The 23,697-nt window shown below is 65.4% G+C and carries 23 protein-coding genes; 9 read left to right on the top strand and 14 right to left on the bottom strand.

The window, feature by feature from the left end; all coding sequences use genetic code 11:
• Nucleotides 1-80 precede the first annotated feature (80 nt).
• On the top strand, nt 81-317 hold the full coding sequence (locus NNX34_RS11850) for a DUF1508 domain-containing protein (protein ID WP_255766735.1): 237 nt from the start codon (nt 81-83) through the stop codon (nt 315-317).
• Nucleotides 318-439: 122 nt separating this feature from the next.
• On the opposite strand, the gene NNX34_RS11855 is transcribed toward NNX34_RS11850, so the two are convergent.
• Complete coding sequence (locus tag NNX34_RS11855; RefSeq protein WP_255766736.1) at nt 440-583, bottom strand: hypothetical protein; 144 nt, start codon at nt 581-583, stop codon at nt 440-442.
• Between the two features lie 187 nt (nt 584-770).
• On the opposite strand from NNX34_RS11855, the gene NNX34_RS11860 reads away from it, so the two are divergent.
• Nucleotides 771-2,441, top strand: coding sequence for an FAD-binding dehydrogenase (locus NNX34_RS11860; RefSeq protein WP_255766737.1), 1,671 nt, complete (start codon nt 771-773; stop codon nt 2,439-2,441).
• Nucleotides 2,442-2,524: 83 nt separating this feature from the next.
• Here NNX34_RS11860 and NNX34_RS11865 read toward each other — a convergent pair whose 3' ends face one another.
• Nucleotides 2,525-3,058 (bottom strand): hypothetical protein, encoded by a 534-nt coding sequence (locus NNX34_RS11865; RefSeq protein WP_255766738.1) that lies wholly within the window; start codon nt 3,056-3,058, stop codon nt 2,525-2,527.
• Nucleotides 3,059-3,328: 270 nt separating this feature from the next.
• Between NNX34_RS11865 and NNX34_RS11870 the strand changes: the two genes are divergently transcribed.
• Nucleotides 3,329-3,952 (top strand): FMN reductase, encoded by a 624-nt coding sequence (locus NNX34_RS11870; protein ID WP_255766739.1) that lies wholly within the window; start codon nt 3,329-3,331, stop codon nt 3,950-3,952.
• Nucleotides 3,953-3,968: 16 nt separating this feature from the next.
• On the opposite strand, the gene NNX34_RS11875 is transcribed toward NNX34_RS11870, so the two are convergent.
• From NNX34_RS11875 to NNX34_RS11885, 3 genes are all read right to left on the bottom strand, one after another.
• Nucleotides 3,969-4,421: a MarR family winged helix-turn-helix transcriptional regulator gene (locus NNX34_RS11875; protein WP_255766740.1), complete on the bottom strand. Its 453-nt coding sequence runs from the start codon at nt 4,419-4,421 to the stop codon at nt 3,969-3,971.
• Nucleotides 4,422-4,531: 110 nt separating this feature from the next.
• Nucleotides 4,532-4,792 (bottom strand): hypothetical protein, encoded by a 261-nt coding sequence (locus NNX34_RS11880; RefSeq protein WP_227923117.1) that lies wholly within the window; start codon nt 4,790-4,792, stop codon nt 4,532-4,534.
• Nucleotides 4,793-5,009: 217 nt separating this feature from the next.
• Nucleotides 5,010-8,348 (bottom strand): DEAD/DEAH box helicase, encoded by a 3,339-nt coding sequence (locus NNX34_RS11885; protein ID WP_255766741.1) that lies wholly within the window; start codon nt 8,346-8,348, stop codon nt 5,010-5,012.
• Between the two features lie 263 nt (nt 8,349-8,611).
• On the opposite strand from NNX34_RS11885, the gene NNX34_RS11890 reads away from it, so the two are divergent.
• Entirely contained in the window at nt 8,612-9,184 is a 573-nt protein-coding gene (locus NNX34_RS11890) for a GNAT family N-acetyltransferase (protein WP_255766742.1), read from the top strand.
• Here the strand turns inward: NNX34_RS11890 and NNX34_RS11895 are convergent.
• Nucleotides 9,181-9,996: an alpha/beta fold hydrolase gene (locus NNX34_RS11895; RefSeq protein ID WP_255766743.1), complete on the bottom strand. Its 816-nt coding sequence runs from the start codon at nt 9,994-9,996 to the stop codon at nt 9,181-9,183. The two genes, NNX34_RS11890 and NNX34_RS11895, sit on opposite strands and share 4 nt — an antisense overlap.
• Nucleotides 9,997-10,080: 84 nt before the next feature.
• The gene (gene ppk2, locus NNX34_RS11900) at nt 10,081-11,118 is read right to left on the bottom strand and encodes a polyphosphate kinase 2 (protein ID WP_255766744.1); all 1,038 of its coding nucleotides are present in this window, start codon (nt 11,116-11,118) and stop codon (nt 10,081-10,083) included.
• A 151-nt stretch (nt 11,119-11,269) separates the two neighbouring features.
• On the opposite strand from ppk2, the gene NNX34_RS11905 reads away from it, so the two are divergent.
• Nucleotides 11,270-12,286, top strand: a complete 1,017-nt coding sequence (locus NNX34_RS11905) for a DUF1524 domain-containing protein (RefSeq protein WP_255766745.1) — start codon at nt 11,270-11,272, stop codon at nt 12,284-12,286.
• Here NNX34_RS11905 and gluQRS read toward each other — a convergent pair.
• On the bottom strand, nt 12,283-13,182 hold the full coding sequence (gluQRS, locus tag NNX34_RS11910; RefSeq protein ID WP_255766746.1) for a tRNA glutamyl-Q(34) synthetase GluQRS: 900 nt from the start codon (nt 13,180-13,182) through the stop codon (nt 12,283-12,285). The genes NNX34_RS11905 and gluQRS overlap by 4 nt on opposite strands.
• Before the next feature lie 158 nt (nt 13,183-13,340).
• Between gluQRS and NNX34_RS11915 the strand changes: the two genes are divergently transcribed.
• Nucleotides 13,341-13,592 (top strand): hypothetical protein, encoded by a 252-nt coding sequence (locus NNX34_RS11915; RefSeq protein ID WP_255766747.1) that lies wholly within the window; start codon nt 13,341-13,343, stop codon nt 13,590-13,592.
• A 77-nt stretch (nt 13,593-13,669) separates the two neighbouring features.
• Nucleotides 13,670-13,978, top strand: coding sequence for a hypothetical protein (locus NNX34_RS11920; RefSeq protein ID WP_255766748.1), 309 nt, complete (start codon nt 13,670-13,672; stop codon nt 13,976-13,978).
• Nucleotides 13,979-13,991: 13 nt separating this feature from the next.
• Here the strand turns inward: NNX34_RS11920 and NNX34_RS11925 are convergent, their stop codons facing one another.
• The gene (locus tag NNX34_RS11925; RefSeq protein WP_255767240.1) at nt 13,992-15,365 is read right to left on the bottom strand and encodes an amino acid permease; all 1,374 of its coding nucleotides are present in this window, start codon (nt 15,363-15,365) and stop codon (nt 13,992-13,994) included.
• Nucleotides 15,366-15,862: 497 nt separating this feature from the next.
• Between NNX34_RS11925 and NNX34_RS11930 the strand changes: the two genes are divergently transcribed.
• On the top strand, nt 15,863-16,732 hold the full coding sequence (locus tag NNX34_RS11930) for a DUF4352 domain-containing protein (protein ID WP_255766749.1): 870 nt from the start codon (nt 15,863-15,865) through the stop codon (nt 16,730-16,732).
• Between the two features lie 87 nt (nt 16,733-16,819).
• Here the strand turns inward: NNX34_RS11930 and NNX34_RS11935 are convergent, their stop codons facing one another.
• The 5 genes from NNX34_RS11935 to NNX34_RS11955 all read right to left on the bottom strand — a co-directional run bounded on the left by NNX34_RS11935 (nt 16,820) and on the right by NNX34_RS11955 (nt 20,470).
• Complete coding sequence (locus tag NNX34_RS11935) at nt 16,820-17,260, bottom strand: VOC family protein (protein ID WP_255766750.1); 441 nt, start codon at nt 17,258-17,260, stop codon at nt 16,820-16,822.
• 9 nt (nt 17,261-17,269) lie between these two features.
• A complete protein-coding gene (locus NNX34_RS11940) occupies nt 17,270-17,761 on the bottom strand; it encodes an SRPBCC family protein (protein ID WP_255766751.1) in 492 nt (163 codons plus the stop codon).
• Nucleotides 17,761-18,267, bottom strand: coding sequence for an SRPBCC family protein (locus tag NNX34_RS11945; RefSeq protein WP_255766752.1), 507 nt, complete (start codon nt 18,265-18,267; stop codon nt 17,761-17,763). Before NNX34_RS11945 ends, NNX34_RS11940 begins: the two co-directional genes overlap by 1 nt.
• Nucleotides 18,268-18,281: 14 nt before the next feature.
• Nucleotides 18,282-18,632, bottom strand: coding sequence for a helix-turn-helix transcriptional regulator (locus tag NNX34_RS11950; RefSeq protein ID WP_255767241.1), 351 nt, complete (start codon nt 18,630-18,632; stop codon nt 18,282-18,284).
• A 443-nt stretch (nt 18,633-19,075) separates the two neighbouring features.
• A complete protein-coding gene (locus NNX34_RS11955) occupies nt 19,076-20,470 on the bottom strand; it encodes an FAD-binding oxidoreductase (RefSeq protein ID WP_255766753.1) in 1,395 nt (464 codons plus the stop codon).
• 381 nt (nt 20,471-20,851) lie between these two features.
• Between NNX34_RS11955 and NNX34_RS11960 the strand changes: the two genes are divergently transcribed.
• Nucleotides 20,852-23,620 (top strand): glycoside hydrolase family 3 protein, encoded by a 2,769-nt coding sequence (locus NNX34_RS11960; RefSeq protein WP_255766754.1) that lies wholly within the window; start codon nt 20,852-20,854, stop codon nt 23,618-23,620.
• Nucleotides 23,621-23,697 lie beyond the last annotated feature (77 nt).

Genomic DNA, 23,697 nt, shown 5'->3' on the forward strand with positions numbered 1-23,697 from the left:
TCTTGCGGCGGGGGATCCGCAAACTCATAAGGTGACTTAGCATTGAAGGCACTGATACACCCCTTACAAGGAGGTAAGCGATGTCGGGCTACTTCAAGCTGGTGGACGCCCACGAGGGAAGTTTCCGCATTAAGCTCATTGCCGGCGACGGAACGCTGATGGCAGTGTCCACGACTTTTGAAACCAAGCGGGAAGCAGCGGCCGGGATCGCGCAGCTGCGGGAGATTGCAGGAACAGGCCCTGTAGTCGACCAGAGCCGGGATTCGGATGTGCTGGGCGAAGCCAAGAACTCGGCCCCCAAGGCGGCAGCCAGCTGACGAGACGACGAACATACAAACCAGGCCTTCGGCTCCCTAACCGGGAACCGGAGGCCTGTTCCGTTGTTGCAGCGCTTCCTTACTGCCGGGCGCATGCTCCAAGCCCGGGCGGATCTGCCCTACTAGCTCTGGTCTTCGCCACCTTCGGCCGGCTCCTGGGTGTGCTCGCGCTGCTCATTTTCCTGCTCGTTGGTCTCACCTTCGGACGGCTCCTGCGAATGCGTCCGGTTGGAGTCCTTTTCCTTGTTGGCGCTCTGTTCGCTCATGCGGTTTCTCCGATTCATGTCCAGCCGACACCGGCATCCGCCGGCTCTAGCGGCCCTACCTCCAGTCTAGAAACCTCTGCCCTAACCTAGAACCCCTTAGGGACACACTCGGCCTCGAGGAGCGGCTGCGGACACGCCTGCACCACGCTGCTGGCCAGTACCCGTCGTCGCCGGTAGCGTGAGCCGGATGCAGCCAAAAGACGCGGACGTCATTGTTGTTGGAGCCGGGCTCGCCGGCCTGGTAGCCACAGCCGAACTCGTGGACGCCGGACGCTCGGTGATCCTGCTAGAGCAGGAGGGATCCCAGGGGCTGGGCGGCCAGGCGTGGTGGTCCTTTGGCGGGCTTTTCCTGGTGGATTCGCCTGAACAGCGCAGGCTCCGGGTGAAGGACTCCGTGGAGCTTGCCTGGCAGGACTGGCTGGGCACCGCGGGTTTCGACCGCGAGGAGGACTATTGGCCGCGGAAGTGGGCCGAAGCGTACGTGCATTTCGCGGCAGGGGAGAAGCGGGCCTGGCTGCAGCAGATGGGGCACCGGATCTTCCCGGTGGTGGGCTGGGCCGAGCGTGGCGGATACGGCGCCAACGGACCAGGGAACTCCGTTCCGCGCTTCCACATCACCTGGGGCACGGGGCCGGGGATCACCGCGCCTTTCGAGGCCAAGGTGCGCGACGGCGTCGAACGCGGGCTGGTGCGTTTCGCCTTCCGCCATCGCCTCGATGACCTGGTCCTGACCGGAGGCGCCGTGACCGGCGTGCGCGGCAGCGTCCTGGAGCCGACGACGGCGCCTCGCGGCACCGCTTCCAGCCGTACCGTAGTAGGGGACTTCGAATTCAGTGCCTCCGCCGTGGTGATAACCACCGGAGGCATCGGCGGGGACCATGACGCCGTCCGGGCAGCATGGCCCCGGAGATTGGGACCTGCGCCCGCGAACATGCTCAGCGGGGTGCCCGAGCATGTGGATGGGCGGGGCATCGGAATTGCCCAGGCTGCCGGCGGGCGGGTGATCAACCCGGACCGCATGTGGCATTACGTGGAAGGAATCCGGAACTGGGACCCGGTCTGGAAGAACCACGGAATCCGCATCCTGCCCGGTCCGTCCTCGCTGTGGCTGGATGCGGCCGGAAACCGCCTGCCGGTGCCGTTGTTTCCGGGTTTCGACACCCTTGGGACCCTGGAGCACCTGCGCCGCAGCGGCTCCGACTACAGCTGGTTCATTCTGAACAAGGCGATCATCCGCAAGGAATTTGCGCTTTCCGGGTCCGAACAGAATCCGGACCTCACCGGAAAATCAGTCCGCGACGTCCTGAAACGGGCCACGGCCGGAGTGCCTGCCCCCGTCCAGGCGTTCCTGGACCACGGCGAGGATTTCATTACCGCCAATTCGGTCGAGGAGCTCGTCGCCGGCATGAACCTGCTGGCCAAAGGCTCGTCCCTGCATGGCGACGCGCCGGAACTGTCGGCGGAATCGGTGCGGCATGAACTGGAATCCAGGGACCGGGAAATCCGCAACCCGTTCACGAAGGATTCGCAGGTGACCGCCATCCGCGGGGCACGCACCTATCTGGGGGACAGGCTGATCCGCACCGCCGCACCGCACCGCATCCTGGATCCGAAGGCCGGACCGCTGATCGCAGTGCGCTTGTCCGTACTGACCCGCAAGACCCTCGGTGGGCTGGAAACGGACCTGCAGTCCCGGGTCCTGGCCGACGACGGCACACCGGTTCCCGGTCTCTTCGCAGCCGGGGAGGCCGCCGGGTTCGGCGGCGGCGGAATGCACGGGTACCGCTCGCTGGAAGGGACGTTCCTCGGCGGATGCCTGTTCAGCGGACGAGCTGCCGGCCGGGCTGCGGCCGGCTAGGCAACGGGTCCGCCAAAGGCCGCTGGCCGGGACACCTTGTAGGTGGCCCGGCCAGCGGAGAAACGGTTTTGCGGTGTAGCGGCCTAGCCGGCGTAGCCCAGGGACTTCGCCTGGCGGTACTGCTTCATCTGGTTGAAGTAGGCACTGGCCGGGGCGGTAAAGAGCATCACCACGCCGGCAACGACCAGCAGGATGGAAACAAGGCTGAGGATACCTTCGAGGGAGCCGTTGATTCCGATCAGGCCGAAGAGGGAAAGCCCGGCGAACACGGTGATGACGATGCGTGCCCAGTTGTGGCCCTTCCGTGCAAACACGGCGAACAGGACGCTGACCGCAACACTGATAACGCCGATCACGACGCCGGTAACAATCCCGATGGTTACTGCCGTGTCCGCTTCAGCGGCGCTGAGCCCGCTGACCCGGGCAAGTTCGCTGCGGCCCTCATCCGACATCAAGGTGACAATGGAAAGGATTCCGGCAATGAGGCTGACAACGGCAGAAGCGATCAGGAGCCAAAAGCCACGCTCCACTGCAGCCGGACGCTGCGGCGCGGCAGGAGTGGCAGCAGGTTGTCCCCCGCTGAAGGCGTTGTAGTTGTAGTTCGAAGGCGTACTCATTTTTCCCCTTAGGTGCTTTGGGCTACGGTTTGCGGAAATGACAAACGGTCGTTTCGGCCCAGCGTAGCCAAGATCTCCCCATCTGCGCCTCCCCACTCCGGGGGAGATTCATCGTGTTTTCATCCGGATGCACCCATGCCCGGGTCCGCCGGAAGGATTACCCGGGAACCGCCGGCTCCAGCGCTGCATCCGATTCGGTTTCCGAACCGGAATAATGCCGTCCCCGCCGCAGTTGAGATGAACATGCAAACGCATGAAGAGGAGTCGAACATGGTGGATCGCAGGATTGTCGTGGTGTCGGGCGGACTGGGTGTCCCGTCGTCGTCCCGGATGCTTGCCGACGCCCTGGCAGCGGCGACCAAGACTGAAATCGAGGGACTTGGGCTGAGCGCCGGCGTCAGCACCTTCGAACTGCGCGAATACGCCGTGGACATTGCCAACAACATGGTGACGGGTTACGCGGCGCCGCGGCTGGACGCGGCGATTAATGAACTGATTGCCGCTGATGCCCTGGTGGCGGTCACGCCGGTCTTCACCGCGTCTATGAGCGGACTGTTTAAGTCCTTCTTCGATGTCATCGACAACACCGCACTGGACGGGAAACCGGTACTGCTTGGTGCCACCGGCGGCAGTGCCCGGCACTCCATGGTCCTGGACTACTCCCTGCGGCCGATGTTCAGCTACCTCCGTGCGCGGGTGGCCCCCACCGCTGTCTACGCCGCACCGGGGGACTGGGGGACGGGTGAAACGGGTACGGGCACTTTGGATCAGCGGGTTCGCCGTGCTGCCGGAGAACTGGTGGCGCTGTTGGGGGATGCCCCGGTGCAGAAGCGCCGGGATCCGGCGCAGTCGCTGCCCTTCGAGGAACTGCTCGCCCAGACACAGCGCAAGTAGTTACGGACCGCTAAACCTACGTGTCCACGCGGGGGCCGGACCCGACGTCGCCGTCCCACCCCAGATTGCCGGCCATCCGCTGCAGGACGGCAAGCAGGGCGGTGTATTCCTCTTCGGTGATGTTGTCTGTCATCAGCTGCCGAATCCGGTCCACCGCACCGCGGAGGTTCTCCAGGCTTCGGCTGCCAAGGTCGGTGAGCTGGTACTGGCCGTCTTCCAGCAGCACCCAACCGGATTCCCGCAGCTCCTCGATCAGCTCCGCGGAGGTGCCGGTCTCCACTGCGGGAAAGTAGGGGCGCAGGCCGTCCGACAACTCTTTTTGGGTAGCGGGGCCCTCAACCAGCAGGTTCATCATTTGCCACTGCCGGCGGGTCACGCCATGTTCTTCGAAGCTGGCACCAAATTGGTCGTCGACCAGCTGGTCGACGAGCTTGAGCCAGAATCCGATGGGACGCTCCTGATTCGCCATCACTCCACTGTACAAATCAAACCCCGTGCAGGGAATGGCAGTGGTGCAGGCAGTAGGCCGCCGTCGAAGCGGGCTTGGACGCCACGCCGGACCAAGCACCAGGGTTCGGCTCAGTCGAAGCGGGCTTGGGTGCCGCACCGGGGACAGGGGGCGGACCGGGCCAGGTCCAGGCACACCGCGCACACGGGAAGGTCGCCGGTATCGTCCTGCAGCGGACGGTTGGGCATCTGTTTGCCGCAGTAGGGGACCGGGCGGCGTGCACGGCTGCGTGCCCGCCGCTTGCAGGGGGTGCAGAAAATGTGCACCAGATCGTCTTCATCCTTGGGGCGAGTCTCGACCGGCCGGACCAGCGTTGATTCCTGGACGCTCATTGCCTTTCCTTGGTACGCATGTTGCTCGGCCCGACGCCGTCCGACGGCGGAAGCGGGCCCTGTTTCCAAGGTAATCGGTTCCACGCGCCGTAGAATCCGGCCGATCCGGCGCCGGCGCGGGATTGAGCGGCTGTCCCCAGATGCAGGGTGGCCGAATTCACGTCGGGATCCGCTGCTGATACAGGCCCGTTACTGCAGCAGTCCCAACGCAGTTCCGCTACTGGAGCAGCGACCGGATGTCGTCGGCGGTGAGCGCGGAACTGAAGACGGCGTCGTCGTCCATTACGGAGGAGAACAGCTTCGCCTTTTGCTCCTTCAGCGCCATGACCTTTTCCTCGATCGTGTCGCGGGCCACCATGCGGTACACCATGACGTTGTTTTTCTGCCCGATCCGGTGCGTACGGTCCACCGCCTGGGATTCCGCTGCCGGGTTCCACCACGGATCCAGCAGGAAGACGTAATCCGCCTCCGTCAGGTTCAACCCGAATCCGCCGGCCTTGAGGCTGATCAGGAACACCGGAACAACGCCGTCCTTGAACGAGGCAATGACCTCGGCCCGGTTGCGGGTGGAGCCGTCGAGGTAGGCGTACTTGATGCCCTGCTCGTCGAGGCGCTGGGCGGCCTTTTTCAGGAAGGACGTGAACTGGCTGAAGATCAGTGCCCGGTGGCCTTCGGCGGTAATGTCTTCGAGCTGCTCAAAGAGCACGTCCAGCTTCGCCGAGGGCACGCCGTCGTACTCCTCCGGCTCAACGAGTGAAGCGTCCAGGCTGAGCATGCGCAGCAGGGTCAGGGAACGGAAGACGATCATGCGGTTCCGGTCCATGTCCTGGATCAGGCCCATGAGTTTCTGCCGTTCGCGCTGCAGATGCGTCTCGTAAATCTTGCGGTGCTTGGGATGCAGTTCCACCTCCAGGATCTGCTCCTGCTTCTCCGGCAGGTCCTTGGCCACGGCTTCCTTGGTCCGGCGCATCAGCAGCGGCCGGATGCGCCGGCGCAGCCGTGCCAGCAGCTCCGGGCTGTCGCCGCGTTCAATGGGCCGCTGGTATTCGTCGGCGAACTTCCGGGCGGAAGGGAACAGGCCGGGAGCCACAATGGCGAACAACCCCCAGAGCTCCATCAGGTTGTTTTCCATCGGGGTGCCCGTGATGGCCAGTTTGAACGGCGCGGGTAGGTCCCGGGCGCACTGATGCACCCGGGTCACCCGGTTCTTGACGAACTGCGCCTCATCGAGAATCAGGCCGTCCCACTCCTGCTTCCGGTAGGAGGCGAAGTCCAGTCGGAACACCGCGTAGGAGGTGAGGACGACGTCGGCCCCTGCCACCACCTCGGCCAGCGGTACGCGGGACTTGCCGCTGGTGTCGGAGACCGTCACCACCTTCAGCCCCGGTGTGAAGCGTGCGGCTTCGGACGCCCAGTTGGGAACCACCGAGGTGGGGGCAACCACCAGGAAGGGCCGGCGGGGTTGAGCTACCGCGGAAGATTCTTCCTGTGCCTGCCGTTCCCGGGCGTGGGCAAGCAGGGCGAGGGTCTGCAGGGTCTTGCCGAGCCCCATATCGTCGGCCAGGATCCCGCCCAGGCCGTGGTCCCAGAGGAACGCCAGCCAGTTGAAGCCGTCCTGCTGATACGGCCGCAGGCTGGCCTGGAGCCCGGCGGGAAGCGGCACCGGGTCCACGGACTCCAGATCCAGCAGGGCCGAGACGGACTCCCGCCAGGCGACGGCTTCCTCGGTTTCCTCCGCCAGTTCCTCCAGTTCGGACCACAGTCCGGCCTGGTAACGGCTGATGGACAGTTCTCCGGTGTCCCATTCCTGCAGGCCCTGTGCCTCATTGATCAGGGCGTGGAGATGTTCAAACTCGGGACGGTCCAGGGAAAGGTAGGTCCGGTCCACGAGCAGCAGCTTGGTTTTGCCCTGCGCTATGGCCTTGAAGATGTCCGCGAACGGCACCAGCCGGCCCTCCACCGTGACCATCACGGCGAGGTCGAACCAGTCGCGGCGTTCGGTTTCCACCGTGGTGATCTTCAGCTTCGGCGCCTCGAGCAGCTCCCGGTAATCGGGCCGGGTTCCCTCGATCTCCACCCGCACCCCGTCGAGCTTCTCCAGCTCCGGCAGGACATGCTCGGTGAATTCGGCGGCCTCTATTTCGCGCAGGATCCGGTTGCGGGGTACCGCGTGCAGGGTTTTCCCCGCGGCGGCCAGTAGCGCAGCTTCGGCGGGGATGTCGCGGTAGGAGGTATCGCCGTCGTCCGCTGCCCCTGCCTTGCCGCTCTGGGGTGTGCGGGTGAGCGGCAGCCGGGTCTGGGAACTGCCGTGCTGATAGACCCAGCTCCAGGTCAGGGTCAACTGGTCCTCAGGGCCGAAGGCGGCGGTGAGGAGCAGTGCGGGCGGCTCGATCTCGGGGAACTCCACGGAGTCGTCGCTGCTGGTGACCGGCAGGACCTGCCGCAGCCGCGGGTAGAACTTCTCGAGGAATACCGCGGCGTCTGCCTTCGGCACCATTACCGGGGCGCCTTGGAGCAGCAGGCCCTTGTCCTGTTCCGTCAGGGTCTTGGCCGTGGGTGCCAGCGTGATGGTGTTCTGCGGAGACCGGAGGTAAATACCGTGGCTGCCGATAATCCCGGCATCTTCCAGCGGGACCGGCGAGCCGTCCACTTCGAGCGTCGGCAGCAGCTGCAGCGGCGCCGGAGTGTCCCCGCCGGCGGCCCGGACATCCAGGGACAGGGTGGCGAGTTTCCCGACGCGGACGGCGGCGTCCTTCTTGGTGCCGACAAACGGGATGCCCAGCCGCACCGCTTCATCCAGCAGTTGCCAGAGCAGGGGATTGGCGAAGTCGTCGAGGTACAGCCAGGAGTCGTTCTGCCCGAAGTAGCTCACCCCGTTGGAGCGGTGCAGGGCAGGGAACTGGGAGAACCAGCGGTGCTGGTCCGGATCCAGCCGCAGCCCGTAGGTCTGGTAGCTGATGTTGCTCCACGCCAGGTTGTTCTTGACCCAGTTGCCCTTGGAGTTTCGCACCACGGGACGCACCCCCAGGCGGAAGGGGGTGGCCCGGTGCCGGCTGCGCGGGGCGGGAGCGCCCCAGCGGGGCGCAGCTGCCGCGGCAAAGTTCCGCAGTTCGAACTGCAGTGCCAGGGGAGTGGTTTCCGTGGGCTTGGTGCTGTCTGCCAGATCCGCATCGATCAGGGTCTGCAGCGACTGCTGCCAGGCCGGCACGGATGGCCGTAGGGCGGGGGCGGAGAGTTCCTGCCGGGAAATCAAATGCTCGGTGTTGCTCTGCAGCGCTGCCGCGGCAACATGCTTGCAGTCGAAGCCGAGGGGGCAGCTGCAGTGGTTATCCAGCAGACGGTAATCACCCTGGCGTTTAGCGCCGAGCTGCAGCATGGTCCGGTAGGGGACCGACGCGCTGCCGCGAACAGACGCGCGCAGCACCTCGCCTTGCGCATCCCACTCCAGGGTCTCCACGGCGCCGCCCTTGGCGTAGGTCTGGCCCCGCTGAAACGCCGATCCGCCGACCACGCGGATGACGTCGGTAACGTCTACGAGCGGAGGGGTTTCGAGCATGGTTTTATCGTCTCACGCAGTACTGACGGTTTCCGCCGCCGGCTTCCTTCGGGGAATTTGGCAGGGTCCGGGGTGCCCTGTTTAGGATGTTAGTAGCGCGGATCACAATGGCGTGATCTGCGTTTCACTTCTTTCTGGTCGGGTACCGGCATGGAACCGCCGTTTCACGCGTCGGGGTGGCCCCGTCGTCGTCGTCCGCCCTCCTCCGCCTGAACCTCCGGTGCAGTCCCGGCTCCCAAATACCCGTGCGCTATTATCGCCGCATGAATGATTCTGCGGGTCTTCAGGAATGGTCATCTTCAATGCTCACCGGCGAGCGGGTCCGCTTCCGCGAGCTTCGTGAACCTGACCTCGCACACCTGGCCGAGTGGTGGAATGACCCGTCCCAGGCGATCCTGCAGCAGGACCGGGTCACCGTCCGCCCGCAGGAGGCCGCGGCGGCACTGTTTCGGACCTGGAGCAAGAACGAGTCACCGTCCGGTTTCGGCTACAGCATTGTCAATCCGGCCGAAAAGCTGATCGGACATATCAGCGTCTGGGGTATATCCGTTCCGGAACGGATTGCCACCATGGCAATTATCATCAGCCCGGAATTCCAGGACCAGGGCCTGGGGAGGGAATCCCTGCAGCTCGGACTGCGGATTGTCTTTGAGGAAATGGGTGCGCATAAGGCCGAACTGCAGACGTGGTCCTATAACCAGCGGGCCATTCATCTGTATCGGTCGCTGGGGTTCCGTGAGGAAGGACGCCGCCGCGCCGCTGTGTTCCACCGCGGAGAGTTCCACGACCAGATGCTGCTCGGAATGCTGGAGGAGGAATACCGGGCCGAGGGCTAGGGCAGTCCGGCGGACGCCGGTGACCCGGAGCCGACATGGATTTCGACGCGTTCGATCCAATCCCGCATCAAAGCTGAGACCAGCGCGGGACGTTCGAGGTGGAGGTTGTGCCCGGCGGCGTCCAGCACGGTGAAGGTGCCACGCGGGTAATTCTCCCGCACTGCCCAGCCGTCTTCGTATCCGGTGACATGGTCCTGACGGCCGAAAATGTGCAGGGACGGCGCTTCGAACGGCTGCGCGTGGGCGAGCTCGGGCTCCGTGTCCAGCGCGTAGTCAGCGGCAATCTGTTCCATAAGTGCCTGATCCGCGCCCCGGAGGCCCGGGAGCACGTACTCGGAGAAGCCCGCAAAAGCGTCGGCTGTCTGCAGGACCGCCTCGTCCTCGAAGTCGGCCGAGCCATCTGCCCCGGCCTCAATCAGGGCCGGGTCCCGGTGAATGATTTGCCGGGGCGGCAGGACCCGGTCTTCGTGGATCGCCGTGAACACCGACGCCAGGGTTGCCAACCCGAGCACCTGGTCCTTCAGGGTATGGGCCACGTGCCGGGCCACCATGCCGCCGAAGGAATTCCCGATCAGGGCAAACGGCTCGTCGCCCAGCCGGTTCCTGATCTCCTCGACGACGCCGTCTGCCACCTCTTGGGCGCCGGCAGCCGGCGTCCGCGAACCGTGCTCGGCCCAGGGAAGGTCAAGATAGATGCGCCGCCAGGCAAGGTCGCCAAGGGCGCCTTCCAGGGGCAGCATGATCCGGTGGTCCACGCCAAACCCGTGTATGAGCACCAGGGGTTGGCCGTTTCCTATTTCGCGGGCAATCACCCCGCGATCCTATGCGCGCCCCTGCCCGCACGGGCGGAACGACTGGCCGGAGTCTGAACCGTGAGCGGCACGGCTCCGCTGCAGCTACCCCGCGGCCTGCGTCGTAGCGTTTCCCTGCGGCTTCACCACCGGGAAACTGCCGTGCGGTTCATCGTCCTCTTCAAAATGGTTGTAGGCCCTTCCGACAATCAGCGGATCCGGTGCATGCGCAATGGAGCTGTCCTTGTTCGGATATTCCACTGTGCTGAGCACATGGCGCATCGCTTCGAGCCGGGCGCGTTTCTTGTCATTGGACTTCACTGCGGTCCAGGGCGCATCTCCGGTGTCCGTGTAAAAGAACATGGCTTCCTTCGCCTCGGTGTACGCGTCCCACTTATCCAGGCTGGCCAAGTCGGTGGGGGAGAGCTTCCACTGCTTCACGGGATCCGTTTCCCGGGCAGCGAACCGGGCCAGCTGCTCCGCCCGGCCTACCGAGAACCACAGCTTGTGCAGCAGGGTGCCGGAATTGACGAGCATCCGTTCGAGCTCCGGAACCTCCCGCATAAACTCCAGGTACTGCGCCGGGGTGCAATACCCCATCACGCGTTCGACGCCGGCCCGGTTGTACCAGGAGCGGTCCATCATCACGATCTCTCCGCCGCTGGGCAGGGTGCGGATATACCGTTGGAAGTACCACTGGGTCTGCTCCTCGGAGGTGGGCTTCTCCAATGCCACCACCCGTGCACCGCGGGGATTCAGGTGCTCGTCGAACCGCTTGATCGCCCCGCCTTTTCCGGCGGCATCGCGGCCTTCGAAGATGATGAGCATTTTCTGCCCGGTTTCCTTGACCCAGAGCTGCATCTTCAGCAGTTCAATCTGGAGCCGGCGTTTCTGCCGGTCATAGGTGCGCCGGCTGAGCTTGGTGTCGTAGGGGTAGTTCTGGCGCCAGGCGTCGTCGTCGACCTTGATCTTGAGCTTTTTGCCCTTCGTTTTCAGTTCCTGCAGCTCGTCGAGTTCCTGCGCATAGTCCTCCGCGACCGCCACGCGCTGACCGTCCAGGCTTTGTTCATCCGCCGCGAGTCCGTTGGCTGCTGACGGTTGCCGGGCCGAAACTTCCTTGGTGCCGTTCTTACTGGTTGCCATGACATCTCCACTGCCGGTTGGGTTATCCGAACTTACGCGGCACTGCCTACTGATTGGAAGAGGGAACGGGTCTCTGTGTACGACGGCGGCGGGCAGCATGGTCGGCGCGCCTGAGCGGCAGGCGGTGCCATGCCGCAGATAATGGTTGGCGATGACTTCACTACGCACCAAAGCTCTGTCGCTCGTTGCCCTGCTCGCCCTCGGCGTAGTCGGCTGCACCCCCGCCACCGACACCGGCTCCGAACCAGCCCCGTCCTCCGCGACCCAACCCGCGACGGGGTCCACCGAACCCGCGGGCCCGTCCGCTCCTGCCGAGCCCGCCGCCCCTGCCGAGCCCGCCGCAGCAGGCACCGCGCTGGACCAGTTGGCCGGCATCCCGATCAAGGGCCGCGCACCGAAGACCGGGTACGACCGCGAGCAGTTCGGTCCGGCCTGGGCCGATACGGATCACAACGGCTGCGACACCCGCAACGACATCCTCGCCCGCGACCTCGTGGACATTGTGTACAAGGATGGAACCCGGGAATGCGTGGTTGCCTCGGGCACCTTCCTGGATCCCTACACGGGAACCACCATTGCGTTTGTCCGCGGCAACACCACCAGCACCGCCGTCCAGATCGACCATGTGGTGGCCCTTTCCGATGCCTGGCAGAAGGGGGCGCAGCAGCTGTCCGCCGAGGAACGCCGGCAGCTGGCCAATGATCCGTTGAACCTCATGGCCGCCGACGGGCCCGCCAACGGCTCCAAGTCCGACGGCGACGCCGCCACCTGGCTGCCCGCCAACAAGGACTTCCGCTGCGAATATGTAGCCCGCCAGACTGCAGTCAAAGCCGAATACCGGCTGTGGATGACGCAGGCAGAGCATGACGCGATCGCTGCCGTCCTGTCCGGCTGCCCGGACGAGCCGGTTCCCGCGCGGGACGGCACCGTGCCTGCCGCAGCGGTTGCTGCAGCCGACGCCGCGCAGCCTGCACCTGCCGCTCCTGCACCCGCCGCACCCGCACCTGCCGCACCCGCGGTGGAACCTGCACCCGCCGCACCCGCCGGAACCGTCTATGCCAACTGCACGGCAGTGAAGGCCGCGGGTGTGGCGCCGATCCGACCGGGCGACGCCGGCTGGGATCCCAAGTTTGACCGGGACGGCGACGGCGTGGGCTGCACGTCCTAGGGCACGTAGGCCTTGGCCTCAAAGATCCACGGCTCCAGCGGGATCCGCGCGGGAGAGAATTCGGCCAGTGCTTCGCTGAGGTTCCCGGGCAGGCCCAGGGACCCGAGGATCAGGGCCCGGACGGCATCCGCATCCAGCCCCGCTGCGGCAAGGTCGGTGAGGGTGACGGCGCCGTCGCGCTTGGCCAGCCGCTGGCCAGAAGTGTTCAGCGCCAGCGGAACATGGGCGTAGCTGACCGGAGGCAGCCCGAGGAGGGAACCGAGGTACGCCTGGCGGGGCGCCGAACTCAGCAGGTCATCCCCGCGCACTACCTGGTCAATGCCCTGCAGTGCATCGTCGAGGACCACCGCAAGGTTGTAGGAGGGGACGCCGTCGTTGCGCAGCAGCACCAGGTCGTCCACCGCGGAGGTGTAGCTGCCGTGCAGCTCATCGGTCACGGTGAACTCGTTTACCTCCGTCCGCAGGCGCAGGGCGGCGGGACGTTCGCGCCGTCGTCGGGCACGCTGCTCTTCGGTGAGGTTCCGGCAGGTACCGGGGTAGGCCCCGGGCGGCGCATGCGGGGCGGACGCCGCTTCCGCCACCTCGCGCCGGGTGCAGAAGCATTCATACACGAGTCCGGCACTGCGCAGCCGGTCGATGGCGTCCAGATAGATTTCAGTGCGTTCGGTCTGCCGGATGATCTCGCCGTCCCAGTCCAGTCCGACGGCGGTTAGGTCGCGCAGCTGGGCCGCTTCGGCGCCGGAGCGCACCCGGTCAAGGTCCTCCATCCGCAGCAGGAACCGGCGGCCGGTGCTGCGGGCGAAGAGCCAGGCCAGCAGGGCGGTGCGCAGGTTTCCTACGTGGAGCTCACCGGTGGGACTGGGAGCGAAGCGGCCGGCGGCGGAGGAATGAGGCACAAGACCAGTCTATTCGGGTGAGGTGTTGTCCGCGGTGGCCTTCGTTCTCCGGGCGTTGGGAGTTTTATTGCCCGGGCTGCAGAAGGGTTTTCGGCTGCGGACCGAGGGTGTCCGCAAGGCTGTGGCCCCACCCCGGGAAGGTGCCTAGCGTTGCACGCATGGGACTCATGGAGATCGAGGTTGCCCAGATGGAACACCGCCTGCGGGCAGCCGAGATGGAACAGCGGCACCGCCTCCGGCGAATCCTGCAGGAGCGGGAACAAGCGGACGGACCGGGGCGTGTCCAGACCGACTGGCCGCTGATCACACTGCGCTTCGGGCGTTTCCAGGTGGCTCTGCTCCGTACCGTCTGGCTGCCGTCCGGACGGGTCCACCATTCACACGGGGCGTCCAGACTTCTTCCGGGGTAGCGGGAGTAGCGTTTTGAGCGAAGAGGCTACCGCCGCATTCCGTGCTGGGCGGAACGGCGGCCCCGGCTGGAGATCACATGACTGGTGGTTACGCGGGACACAGCGCAAACTCGGGCAGGAAGCGCACGACGACGGTGGGCGGGTCCCGGTGGACCATCCTGGTTGTTGGGCTGGTGATGCTGCTGCTCATCATTGCCCAAGGGGTGGCCACCGGGTTCACCGGCCTGTTGGGGTCGGCCGGCCTGATCGCTCTGTGCACCGGGCTGTACACGGTCCTGACCAACCGGCCGTCCTGGCTGGACCTGCCGAACCGGGTGCTCGGAGGCATCCTCGCTGTTGCAGGGCTGCTCGCCTCGGTGATCGCGACGGCGATCCACTGGGGATAGGGCAGCGGGCAGATCAGACCCGGCTTTCCGCTGCTCCCTGCGTTCCGTCGTCGTACGTTTCATCCGCCAGTTCCGCACGGACCAGGCCGTCGCCGCGGACCCACAGGCGGTAGGCGCCGAACAGGAGCGCGATCCATACTGCGCCCACAATCAAGGCCACCCGCGTGTCCGGCATGATGCCGAGCAGCACCACGATGAACACCATGAAAGCCAGTGCCGCATAGGACGCGGCCGGCCAGAACGGCACACCGAATTCCGAGGCCGGCAGGTTCCGGCGCTTGATTTCCCGCTTCATGGCGATGTGCGAGAGCAGGATCATCAGCCATACCCACACGGTCGCGAAGGTGGCGATGGACGCGATGATCGTGAACAGCGATTCGGGCAGCAGGGCGTTCAGCACGACGCCGACGAGCAGCACCACCGCCATGGTCGCTACGGTCATCCACGGCACCCCGTTCCGGGAAATCCGGGCGAACGACGCCGGCGCCTGGCCTTCCTGTGCGAGGCCGTAAAGGACGCGGCCGGCACCGAAGATGTCGGAATTGATGGCCGAGATCGCTGCGGTGATGACCACGGCGTTGAGGATGTGCGCCGCGGCCGGGATGCCCAGGGTGTCGAAGATCTGCACAAACGGACTGGTTTCGCCGTTGATGTCCTGCCACGGGAAGATCATCATCAGGATGCCCAGGGCGCATACGTAGAAGAGCAGGATGCGGACCGGAACGGTGTTCACTGCCGCGGGGATGGCCTTCTTGGGGTTGTCCGCTTCGCCTGCGGTGATGCCGATGGTTTCAATGCCGCCGAAGGCGAACATCACAATCGAGAAGGACGCCAGCAGGCCCCAGAATCCGTTGGCGAAGAACCCTCCGGAACCCAGCATCGTATCCAGGCCGGGGTTCGCGGCGTCGGGCAGTCCGAACCCGAAGACTACGATGGCCGCACCGCCGACGATCATCGCGATGATCGCCGAGACCTTGATCAGTGAGAGCCAGAACTCGGTCTCGCCAAAGACCTTCACCCGCATCAGGTTCAGTGCGGCAATCAGCAGGATGACGGCGAGGATCCAGATCCAGCGCGGCACGTCTTCAAACCAGAAGCCCATATAGATGCCGAAGGCGGTGACGTCGGCAATCGCGACGATGGCCATCTCGAAAGCGAACGTCCAGCCCGTGATGAACCCGGCGAACGGGCCCAGATAGCGGCTGGCGTAGTGGCCGAACGAACCCGTTACCGGATGCCGGACTGCCATCTCGCCGAGGGCCCGCATAACCAGGAAGACAGCGGCGCCACCGATCATGTAGGCCAGCAGGACGGACGGTCCGGCGGACTGGATGGCCGATGCGGACCCGTAGAACAGGCCGGTGCCGATGGCCGAGCCGAGCGCCATGAAGCGGATGTGCCGGACATTCAGCCCGCGGGCCAATGCCTGGGTAAAGGAGGACTTCAAGAAAACGCACCTTGGAATGTGGGGGTAGGCCCAGTTCAGGGGCCAATCCATATTACGCCTGCTGGCGCCACCCGGATTTTGCGTTACGTCCCACGCCCCGGGCACTAAAGGGCAGGGTGAGCCATCTCATAGCTCCGTGGCGGGTCTGCGTGATCGATCTCATGGAGCCTCAATTGTTGAAGAATTAATCTTTAACTGTGCAAGCGGAAATGCACACACATGGGTACGTTGGGTGTATTCGGCGCTGATGAACGGTATTCGACGGTTATCCGTCATGAAGCTGTCCAGCGTCGCTGAACCGTGAAGATACCCCAACCTCCACCCCTGTTTGAAACAAGAAAGTTCAACGCCACTGGGTCCTTCCCGGAGTCGAAGCGCGGGACCCCTGCAGACGTGGCGCATTCATGGGACTGTTTTCACGACACGGGGAGATTCAAATGGACAACAACACCACGTTCAAGCAATCCGCTCCCGACCGGCAACAGGACGAAGGGCCTGTTCCTGATGCTCCCCTCTCCGGTGGACCTGAACAGCCCGGCAAAGCTGTCGGCAACCCGGATGCCGGACGGGGCCTGGCCATCACGGCGCTGGTCATCGGGCTTGTGTCCCTGCTGCTGTGTTGGGTTCCCATCGTCAATAACCTCGTATTCCTCCTTGGCCTAATCGGACTGGGATTCGCTATCCCCGCGGTGGTGATTGCCGTCAGGAACAAGTCACGGTCCAAAGGGATGTCGATTGCGGGCCTCATCCTCGTGGTCCTGTCCCTGGTCGGGGTGGTGGCAACACAGGCCTATTACGGGCACGTCATCGATGAGGTCACGGAATCCGTTGGGGGCAGCGAGCAGCCCGCTGCAGACGACACCGCTGAGGCGGCCGATTCCAGCCACGCCGGGCAGACTGAGGCATTGGGAGAAACAGCACGGGTCGGGGAGTACAACGTCACCGTGACCGGTGTGGACACCAACGCCACCCAGGAGGTCTTGGCCGTCAACCCGCTCAACGATGATCCAGCGGGACAATATGTGCTGGTTGACCTGACGGTTGAGTACGTGGGCAATGAGGAAGGAGATCCCTGGCTGGATCTGGAAACCAAGTTCGTGGGAACCGATGCCAAGCAGTACGACTCGGCGACCGGGGTAGTGGTAGCGCTGCGTGACTACGACGTACCGACTCTGGAAAAGGGCGGCACTGCCCAATACCAGGTCTGCATGGACGTCCCGGCTGACGCGGTGTCCGGTGGAAAGGTCTTGGTCGAGCCGACCTTCTCGATGCAGGGCAACGACGGCGTGTACTGGGCCGTGCAGTAAACCTTCCCTTCCCTGCGCCAGCGGCGCGTACTAGTCGCCGGGGCTTCCATGATGGAGGCCCCGGCGACATAGGTTAAAAGACCCGGCTTAGGCCTGCTGCTCCGCCGGATAGCTGATCCGCGCCTCATGCGGAATCAGTGGCTTGTCCGCCCGGACCTTCATCTCCTGCACGGTCCAGGCGTTGCCGTCCGGATCCGCGAAGCTGAAGAAGGTTCCGCCGTCGCGCTCGTCAAAGACGGTGACGTCGCCAACCTCCACGCCGCGGTCCAGCAGTTCCTGCCGGGCCGCCTGCGCATTCGGCACCACCAGCTGCAGTCCGCGCAGGGAACCGGGCACCATGCCCTGCTGGGAGCTCGGATCCCCGAGCACAATCGAGCAGCCGGAGCCGGGCGGTGTCAGCTGCGCGAAGTCCATCTGCTCGGTGGACGTGCGGTGATCCAGGCGAAAACCCACCTGGTCGCGGTAGAAAGCGATCGCCCGGTCCTGGTCACTGACCGGGACGATCATCACCTCAAGGGTCCAGTCCATGCTCAGCACCTACCTTCCTATCCGGACGGAGGCGAGCAGATCATCCAGCTGGTTGTAGCCGTCAGACATGCCCTCTTCGATGCCGTTGCCCAGGAACTCGTCCCGGGATTCAACCGAGGGGTACAGGGAACGGCCGCTCACCCGGCTCCTGCCGCCGGGCAGTTCGGTGAAGGTGCTGTATTCGAGCGTCACCACGTCCGGATAGCCCTCGAATTCGAAGGTCTGCAGCAGAAACTCGTTCTCGCGCACCGTGTGGAACATGCCGTGGAAGGCATATTCCTCGCCGTCGCCTGTGGACTGGACTACTCGGTAGGCACCGCCGGACCGGGGCTCGAACACGTCCATCCGAGTGGTCAGCTCCTCCGGGCCGATCCATTGGAGATACAGGTCCGGATCCGTGTGTCCCTGGAACACAGCGCTGACCGGGAAATCGAAGTCGCGTTGATACTCCAGGAAGGGTTCCCCCGCGGGGGCACTCAAGGTCAGGGGATTTTTGCTCATCACGCGCCCCTTCCCTGCAGGGCCTCCGGCTGGAGCTGGGCGAGGAGCTCATCCATCCGGTCAAAGCCCTCGGAGACGCCGGACTCCATGCCGGAGGCCGCCATGCCGTCCCGTGCCTCCATCGAGGGGTAGACCGCGTGGGCGGTGATCCGGGTACGGCCGCCGTCGAGCGCCTCGAGCGTCATGAACTCCAAGCTGGTGACGTCGGGATAGCCGGAGAACTCGAAGGTCTGGATCGCGGATTCATTTTCCCGCACGGTGTGGAAAATGCCGCGGAATTCGTAGGGCACGCCCTCCGGCCCGGTATGGATATAGCTGTAGGAGCCTCCCGTGCGGAAATCGTAGTGGTTGATGTCCATCTTCATTCCCCGGGGCCCCAGCCACTGGACCAGCAGGTCCGGTTCGGCGTACGCCCGGAAGACCTGCTCCACGGGATAGTCCACCTCGCGGCTGAAATCGATGAAGGGGACACCCTCCGGGACGGTGAGCTGCAGTGCGTTGGTCATGATGAATCCTTTGCCTACGGGCCGCCTTTCGCTGCGGCCTGTGCGTTGAGCACGGCGTCAAGGCTGCGGAACTGCTCCTCGCGGACCAGCCGGTACTGGCCGATCCATGCGGTGAGTGCCTCCAACCGTGCGGGATTCAGGTGAACGGGCCGGCGCTGGGCGTCACGGCTGCGCGTGACCAGCTGCGCCTGTTCGAGGACCTGGATGTGCTTCGAGATGGCCTGTTTGGAGATCTCGAAGGGTTCCGCCAGTTCGTTGACCGTGGCAGGGCCCCGGGAAAGCCGGGCGATGATCTGGCGGCGGGCCGGATCGGCCAGGGCCAGGAAGGCCTTGTCCAGAAGGGGTTCGTCGCTGTGGGAGTCCATGCGGTCGGTCAGCTTCTGTAGACGTGTAATCAAGGTACTGGTTGTTCAACCTTGCGGTTGATTACGAACGTACGACGGCGCCGGGGCCGGGTCAAGGGGTTTTCGGTAATTTCGGTCGGTTAGGGTGGGCGGAAAGACCGCTAGGAGGGGCGTCCGGAGAGCCCGGAGGCGAGGAGTCCGGTGCCGCAGGCGCCTCAGCGGCATCCGGGCGCAGGCCTCCTCTATGGTTTGTTGCTGATGTCGGCAGGCCGCGGTAGTCAGCGGTGTCCTCGGAGATCCTTCGTATCCGGACGGCGCGGCGTGGAACGCCTTCGGACGAGGGGAGGACGGGCTGATGGTCGACTATGCCGTCAGCACGGGCCACCGGGCAATAACCCTGCACGGGGAGTGCTCCAGCCATCCGTCCATGCAGAACGACGTCTCCCGGAACGCACCCTAAGTCGTTACCCGGTCGGCACGATGTTGTGGTTCCGCCGGAAGAGGTTCTGCGGGTCGTAGGCGGTCTTCAGCGCGGTGAGCCGGGCCAGCTTGTCCGGGCCGTAGACGGACGGGACGGTGCCCTGCGCCACCGGATCCTCGGCGCCCATGAAGTTCACGTACTGCGCGCCGGAGGAGAACGGCTCCACTGCCTTCGCCACCCCTCGGACAAAAGCCGTACGGGCGGCGTCGTCCGCCGGGTCCTGCCAGAAGCCGTAAATGTTCAGCCAATAGGGGGCATCCCTGGTGGGAAAGGCGGTGGCGTCGTCCGCGACCCGGCCGTAGGCGCCGCCCAGATGGTGGATGTCAAAGCCGGTCCCGTGCCAGGTCTGCTCGCAGCCGGCGCGGACCAGGGCGTCGATGGCGGCGTCATCCAGCCGGTCGATGGAGGCGTTTTTCCAGTAGGCGCGTGAGCCTGGCGGGAAGGTTGAGTCCATGGCCGTCTGCCAGTCGGACCAGGGCACCGCTTCCACCGCTTCGATGTCAGGGGGAGCTGCCGCGGTAAGCTGCCGGATCAACGCGGCGCCGGCCTCCTGATCCGGGTCAGCCCACGCGAGTCCGATCACCATCAGCGGCTGGTCTCCCATGTCCCATTCCTCGATCGGTACCAGGCAGCTGATGATGGTGGTCATTTCATCGGGCAGGCCGGCCGCCCACGCGTCATAGGCGCGCAGCGCAGAGCGCCAGTGCATATTGCCGTACGCCAGGTTCCCGGTGAGGACCTGCGGGGGCAGCGGATGCGCCTGGAAGGTAAAAGACGACACGACACCGAAGTTCCCGCCGCCGCCGCGAAGCCCCCAGAACAGTTCCGAATGATCATCGGCGGACGCGTGGACCTCTTCGCCGCCGGGGGTGACGACGTCGGCAGCCTCCAGGTTGTCGATGCTCAGTCCATGCACGCGGGTCAGCCAGCCGACACCACCGCCGAGGGTCAGCCCGGCCACCCCCGTGCCGGAGACGACGCCCATGGGAACGGCCAGGCCGTAGGGTTCGGTGGCGGCGTCGACATCGCCCATGGTGGCTCCCGCCTGCACCGTAACGGTGCCGCTGTCCGCGTCTACGCTGACGTCCCGCAGGCCACCCATATCCAGCACGACGCCGTCGGCGACCGTGCCGTTGCCGGCCACATTGTGCCCTCCGCCGCGGACCGCCAGCGGCAGGTCCCACTGCTGCGCAAAGGCGAGGACCGCGGCAATATCCTCGACGGAAGCAACGCGCACCACCATCGCCGGCAGGACGTCGATCATGCCGTTCCAGACGCGGCGGGCGTCGTCGTAAGTCTCGTCCTGGGGCAGGACAACGGAACCGGACAGGGACGTCCGCAGGGCTGCGACGGCGCCAGGGGAGAGTTCGGGGACCATTCGGCCCACCACCTTTGGGCGGCACACCGCCGGACGCCGGGATGGTGTCCGGTCCTTTGGTTTTCCTGCCGCGCTTGGGAAGAATTCTTCGCCTGGTACGGCGGGGAATCAAGGGCGGCCCGCAACCTTAGGGTCGCCGGGCTAATTCGCGCCTCCCGCAATCGATACCGCGAACCTTGGTTGTCCCTTCCCCTCCCGCCCCATAGCGTCCTTCCTGCACTCGCACCGCCGTCCCGCCACCCGGAACGGCACGTCAGCTACACGGGCCGCCCGTCGGGGAGGGGCCAACCCGTTCTGCGAACTCTCGCATCTTTGCCGGATGCGGCAACTGACACCGCTGCGCCCCTGGGGGTGAACGCGGCCCAGTATGAGGGAACCGCCATGCATCAACGAAAGAAATCAGTACGACTCGGGCTGGCGTCGCTTGCGGCGATGCTGGTTGCCGGAAGCCTTTATCCAGCCGGTGCCGCTGCGGCACCTTTAACACCCGAAGCCCGGGTGGCGCTCCCGTCCCAGGCGCCGCCGGGCATGCCGTGGATGGACCCGGAACTGACGCCGGATGAGCGGGCGGACCTGGTGGTCGCCGTGATGACCTTGGAACAAAAGGTGACCTACCTGATCCAAAGCGGCGGGCCGGGACTGCCGGAACTGGGCCTGCCGCCCATCCGCAGCAAGGACGGCTGCTGCGGACTCGCCCTGGAAACCCAGGACACCACGGCGCTGCCGGCCGGAGTGGGACTTGCGTCCTCCTTCAGTCCGGAACTCGCCCAGGCCTACGGTGCCGTGGGCGGGGAAGAAGCCCGGGCGACCGGCTACAACGCCATCGCCGGCCCCACCATGGACCTGGTCCGGACGCCCTTCAACGGGCGGATGTGGGAAGACCTCGGCGAGGACCCGATGCTGAGCGGCGACATTGCCGCGGGGCAGGTCCAAGGGGAGCAGAGCGCGGACATCTCGGCGCTTCCCAAGCACTACAACCTGAACAATTTCGAGACCCGCCGCGGGCACGTGAATGTCCTGGTGGACGAGCGGACCCTGCAGGAGACCTACACCAGACCGTGGGAAACCATGGTGAGCGAGGGTGATCCCGGCGCCATTATGTGCTCTTTCAACCGGGTGAACGGGCCGTTCGCCTGCGGCAATGACACGCTGCTCAACCAGATCCTCAAGGGCCAGCTTGGCTTCCCGGGATTCGTCTCCTCGGACTTCAACGCCGCCCACAGTTTCGAGGATTACGCGGCGGGGCTCGACGTCGCCGGGCCGGGCCTCGAATTCTCCGGGCCCGCGCTCCTGGCGGCGGTGCAGAACGGCCAGGTCTCCGAGGAACGGGTGACCGACGCCGCCCGCCGGGTGGCCCGCACCATGTTCGCCAAGGGCATCGTGGATGACCCGCCGGCCGGCTCCTTCATCAACCCGCAGCCGGCCGACCCGCCGGTGCCCGCGGAAATGCTCGACGAGCACGCCGCGGTGGCGGAACAGGCCGCCCTGGAAGCGGCGGTGCTTTTGAAGAACGAGGACAGGACGCTGCCGCTGGACGACGACGCCGGCTCCGTGGCGGTCATCGGTTCCGACGCCGATTGGTACATCGACGGCGGCGGCAGCGGTGCGATTCCCAACCCCGCCCGGCTGACCACCATCCTGGACGGGATCACCGCGCGGGCTGCCGGATCAGCCGTCGAGTGGGCGTCCGGTACGGATCCGGTGTCCCTGGGCGACACGATTCCCGGCCCGCCGCCGGTTCCCAGCGGAGTGCTGACGGACGTGTCCGCGAGCTACTGGACCGGGATCAATACCTTCGAAGGCGAACCGGCGCTGGCCCGGGATGAGCTGCAGGTGAATCTGCGGACCGGCATCTCGGCCGATACCATCAACACCTCCCAGGTACCGGGGATCGGGGCGCAGCTGGCATCCCAGCCGATTTCCGTCCGTTGGACCGGCACCCTGGCGGCTCCGACCACGGGAAGCTACACCTTGTCCCTGACCCATCTGGGCACCGCCCGGCTGTTCCTGGATGACCAGGAAGTCATCACCGGACCGGCGGCGCCCTTCGGCACCCAGGAAGCGACCGTGGACCTGACCGCCGGACAGAACGTGGCCGTGCGGATCGACTACACCACGGACGCGCCGAACCAGTTCAACGGCGGACTCAATGACCAGCCCGGAGCCATGATGCGTTTCGGCTGGACGCCGCCGGAGGACGTCCTGCCGCCGGCCATGGCCGAAGCGGTGGCTCTTGCCGCCGAGTCCGAAGTGGCCGTGATCGTGGCGCGGGACTACACCGGGGAGGCCGCTGACCGCGGGTCGCTGGTGCTTCCGCAGGACCAGGACCGGCTCATTTCGGCGGTCTCGGCAGTGAACCCGAATACCGTCGTCGTACTGGCGACGAGCGGTCCGGTGACTATGCCGTGGATCGAGGAGGTCCCGTCGGTGATGGAAATCTGGTACCCCGGGCAGGCACAGGGAACGTCGACGGCAGCGCTGCTGTTCGGCGACGCGAACCCGTCCGGCAAGCTGCCGGTCACCTTCCCGGCCAGCGATGAGCAGGCCGTCCAAGTGGCACCGCCTAACCCGTTCTCGCTCATTGAGATCGTGGACCCCGAGGCGCCCTACGTTGAGGGTGTGTTTGTGGGCTACAAGGGCTACCTCGAGCAGGGGCTGACACCACTGTTCCCCTTCGGCCACGGCCTGTCCTACACCAAGTTCGACTACGGGAAACTGCGGACCACGCACAAGGTGGACGCCTCCGATCCGGAGGCAGCGGTTTCGGTGCGGGTATGGAACACGGGACACTACACCGGTGAAGAAACACTGCAGGTGTACGTGGGCAACCTGCCCACCGATGTTCCGACGCCGGACCTGCAGCTCGCCGGGTACGGCAGCGTGACGCTCGCACCGGGGCAGTCGGACCGAGTGGAGATCGAACTGGATCCGCGGTCGCTGCAGTACTGGGACGAGACGGAGAGTGCGTGGGTGACCCCCACCGGGGAGGTCCCTATCTATGTGGGCCGCTCGGTGGAGGATCTCCGGCTGGCCGGAAGTCTCTACGTCAGTGACAGGCACGGCGGCCATCACGGCCACCACGGACACCACGGCCATCCGAGCCACCACGCTGGCTGGGGCGGCGGAGGGCACGGGGGAGGCCGCGGCTAGGAGCGGCTACCGCTGAACCCGAACTGGAAAGTAAAGGGCCTCCCGGAACGACTATTCGTCGTCCGGGAGGCCCTTTA

Origin of the sequence: Arthrobacter sp. zg-Y1116 (assembly GCF_024385485.1) — a bacterium.
Taxonomy (GTDB): Bacteria; Actinomycetota; Actinomycetes; order Actinomycetales; family Micrococcaceae; genus Arthrobacter_B.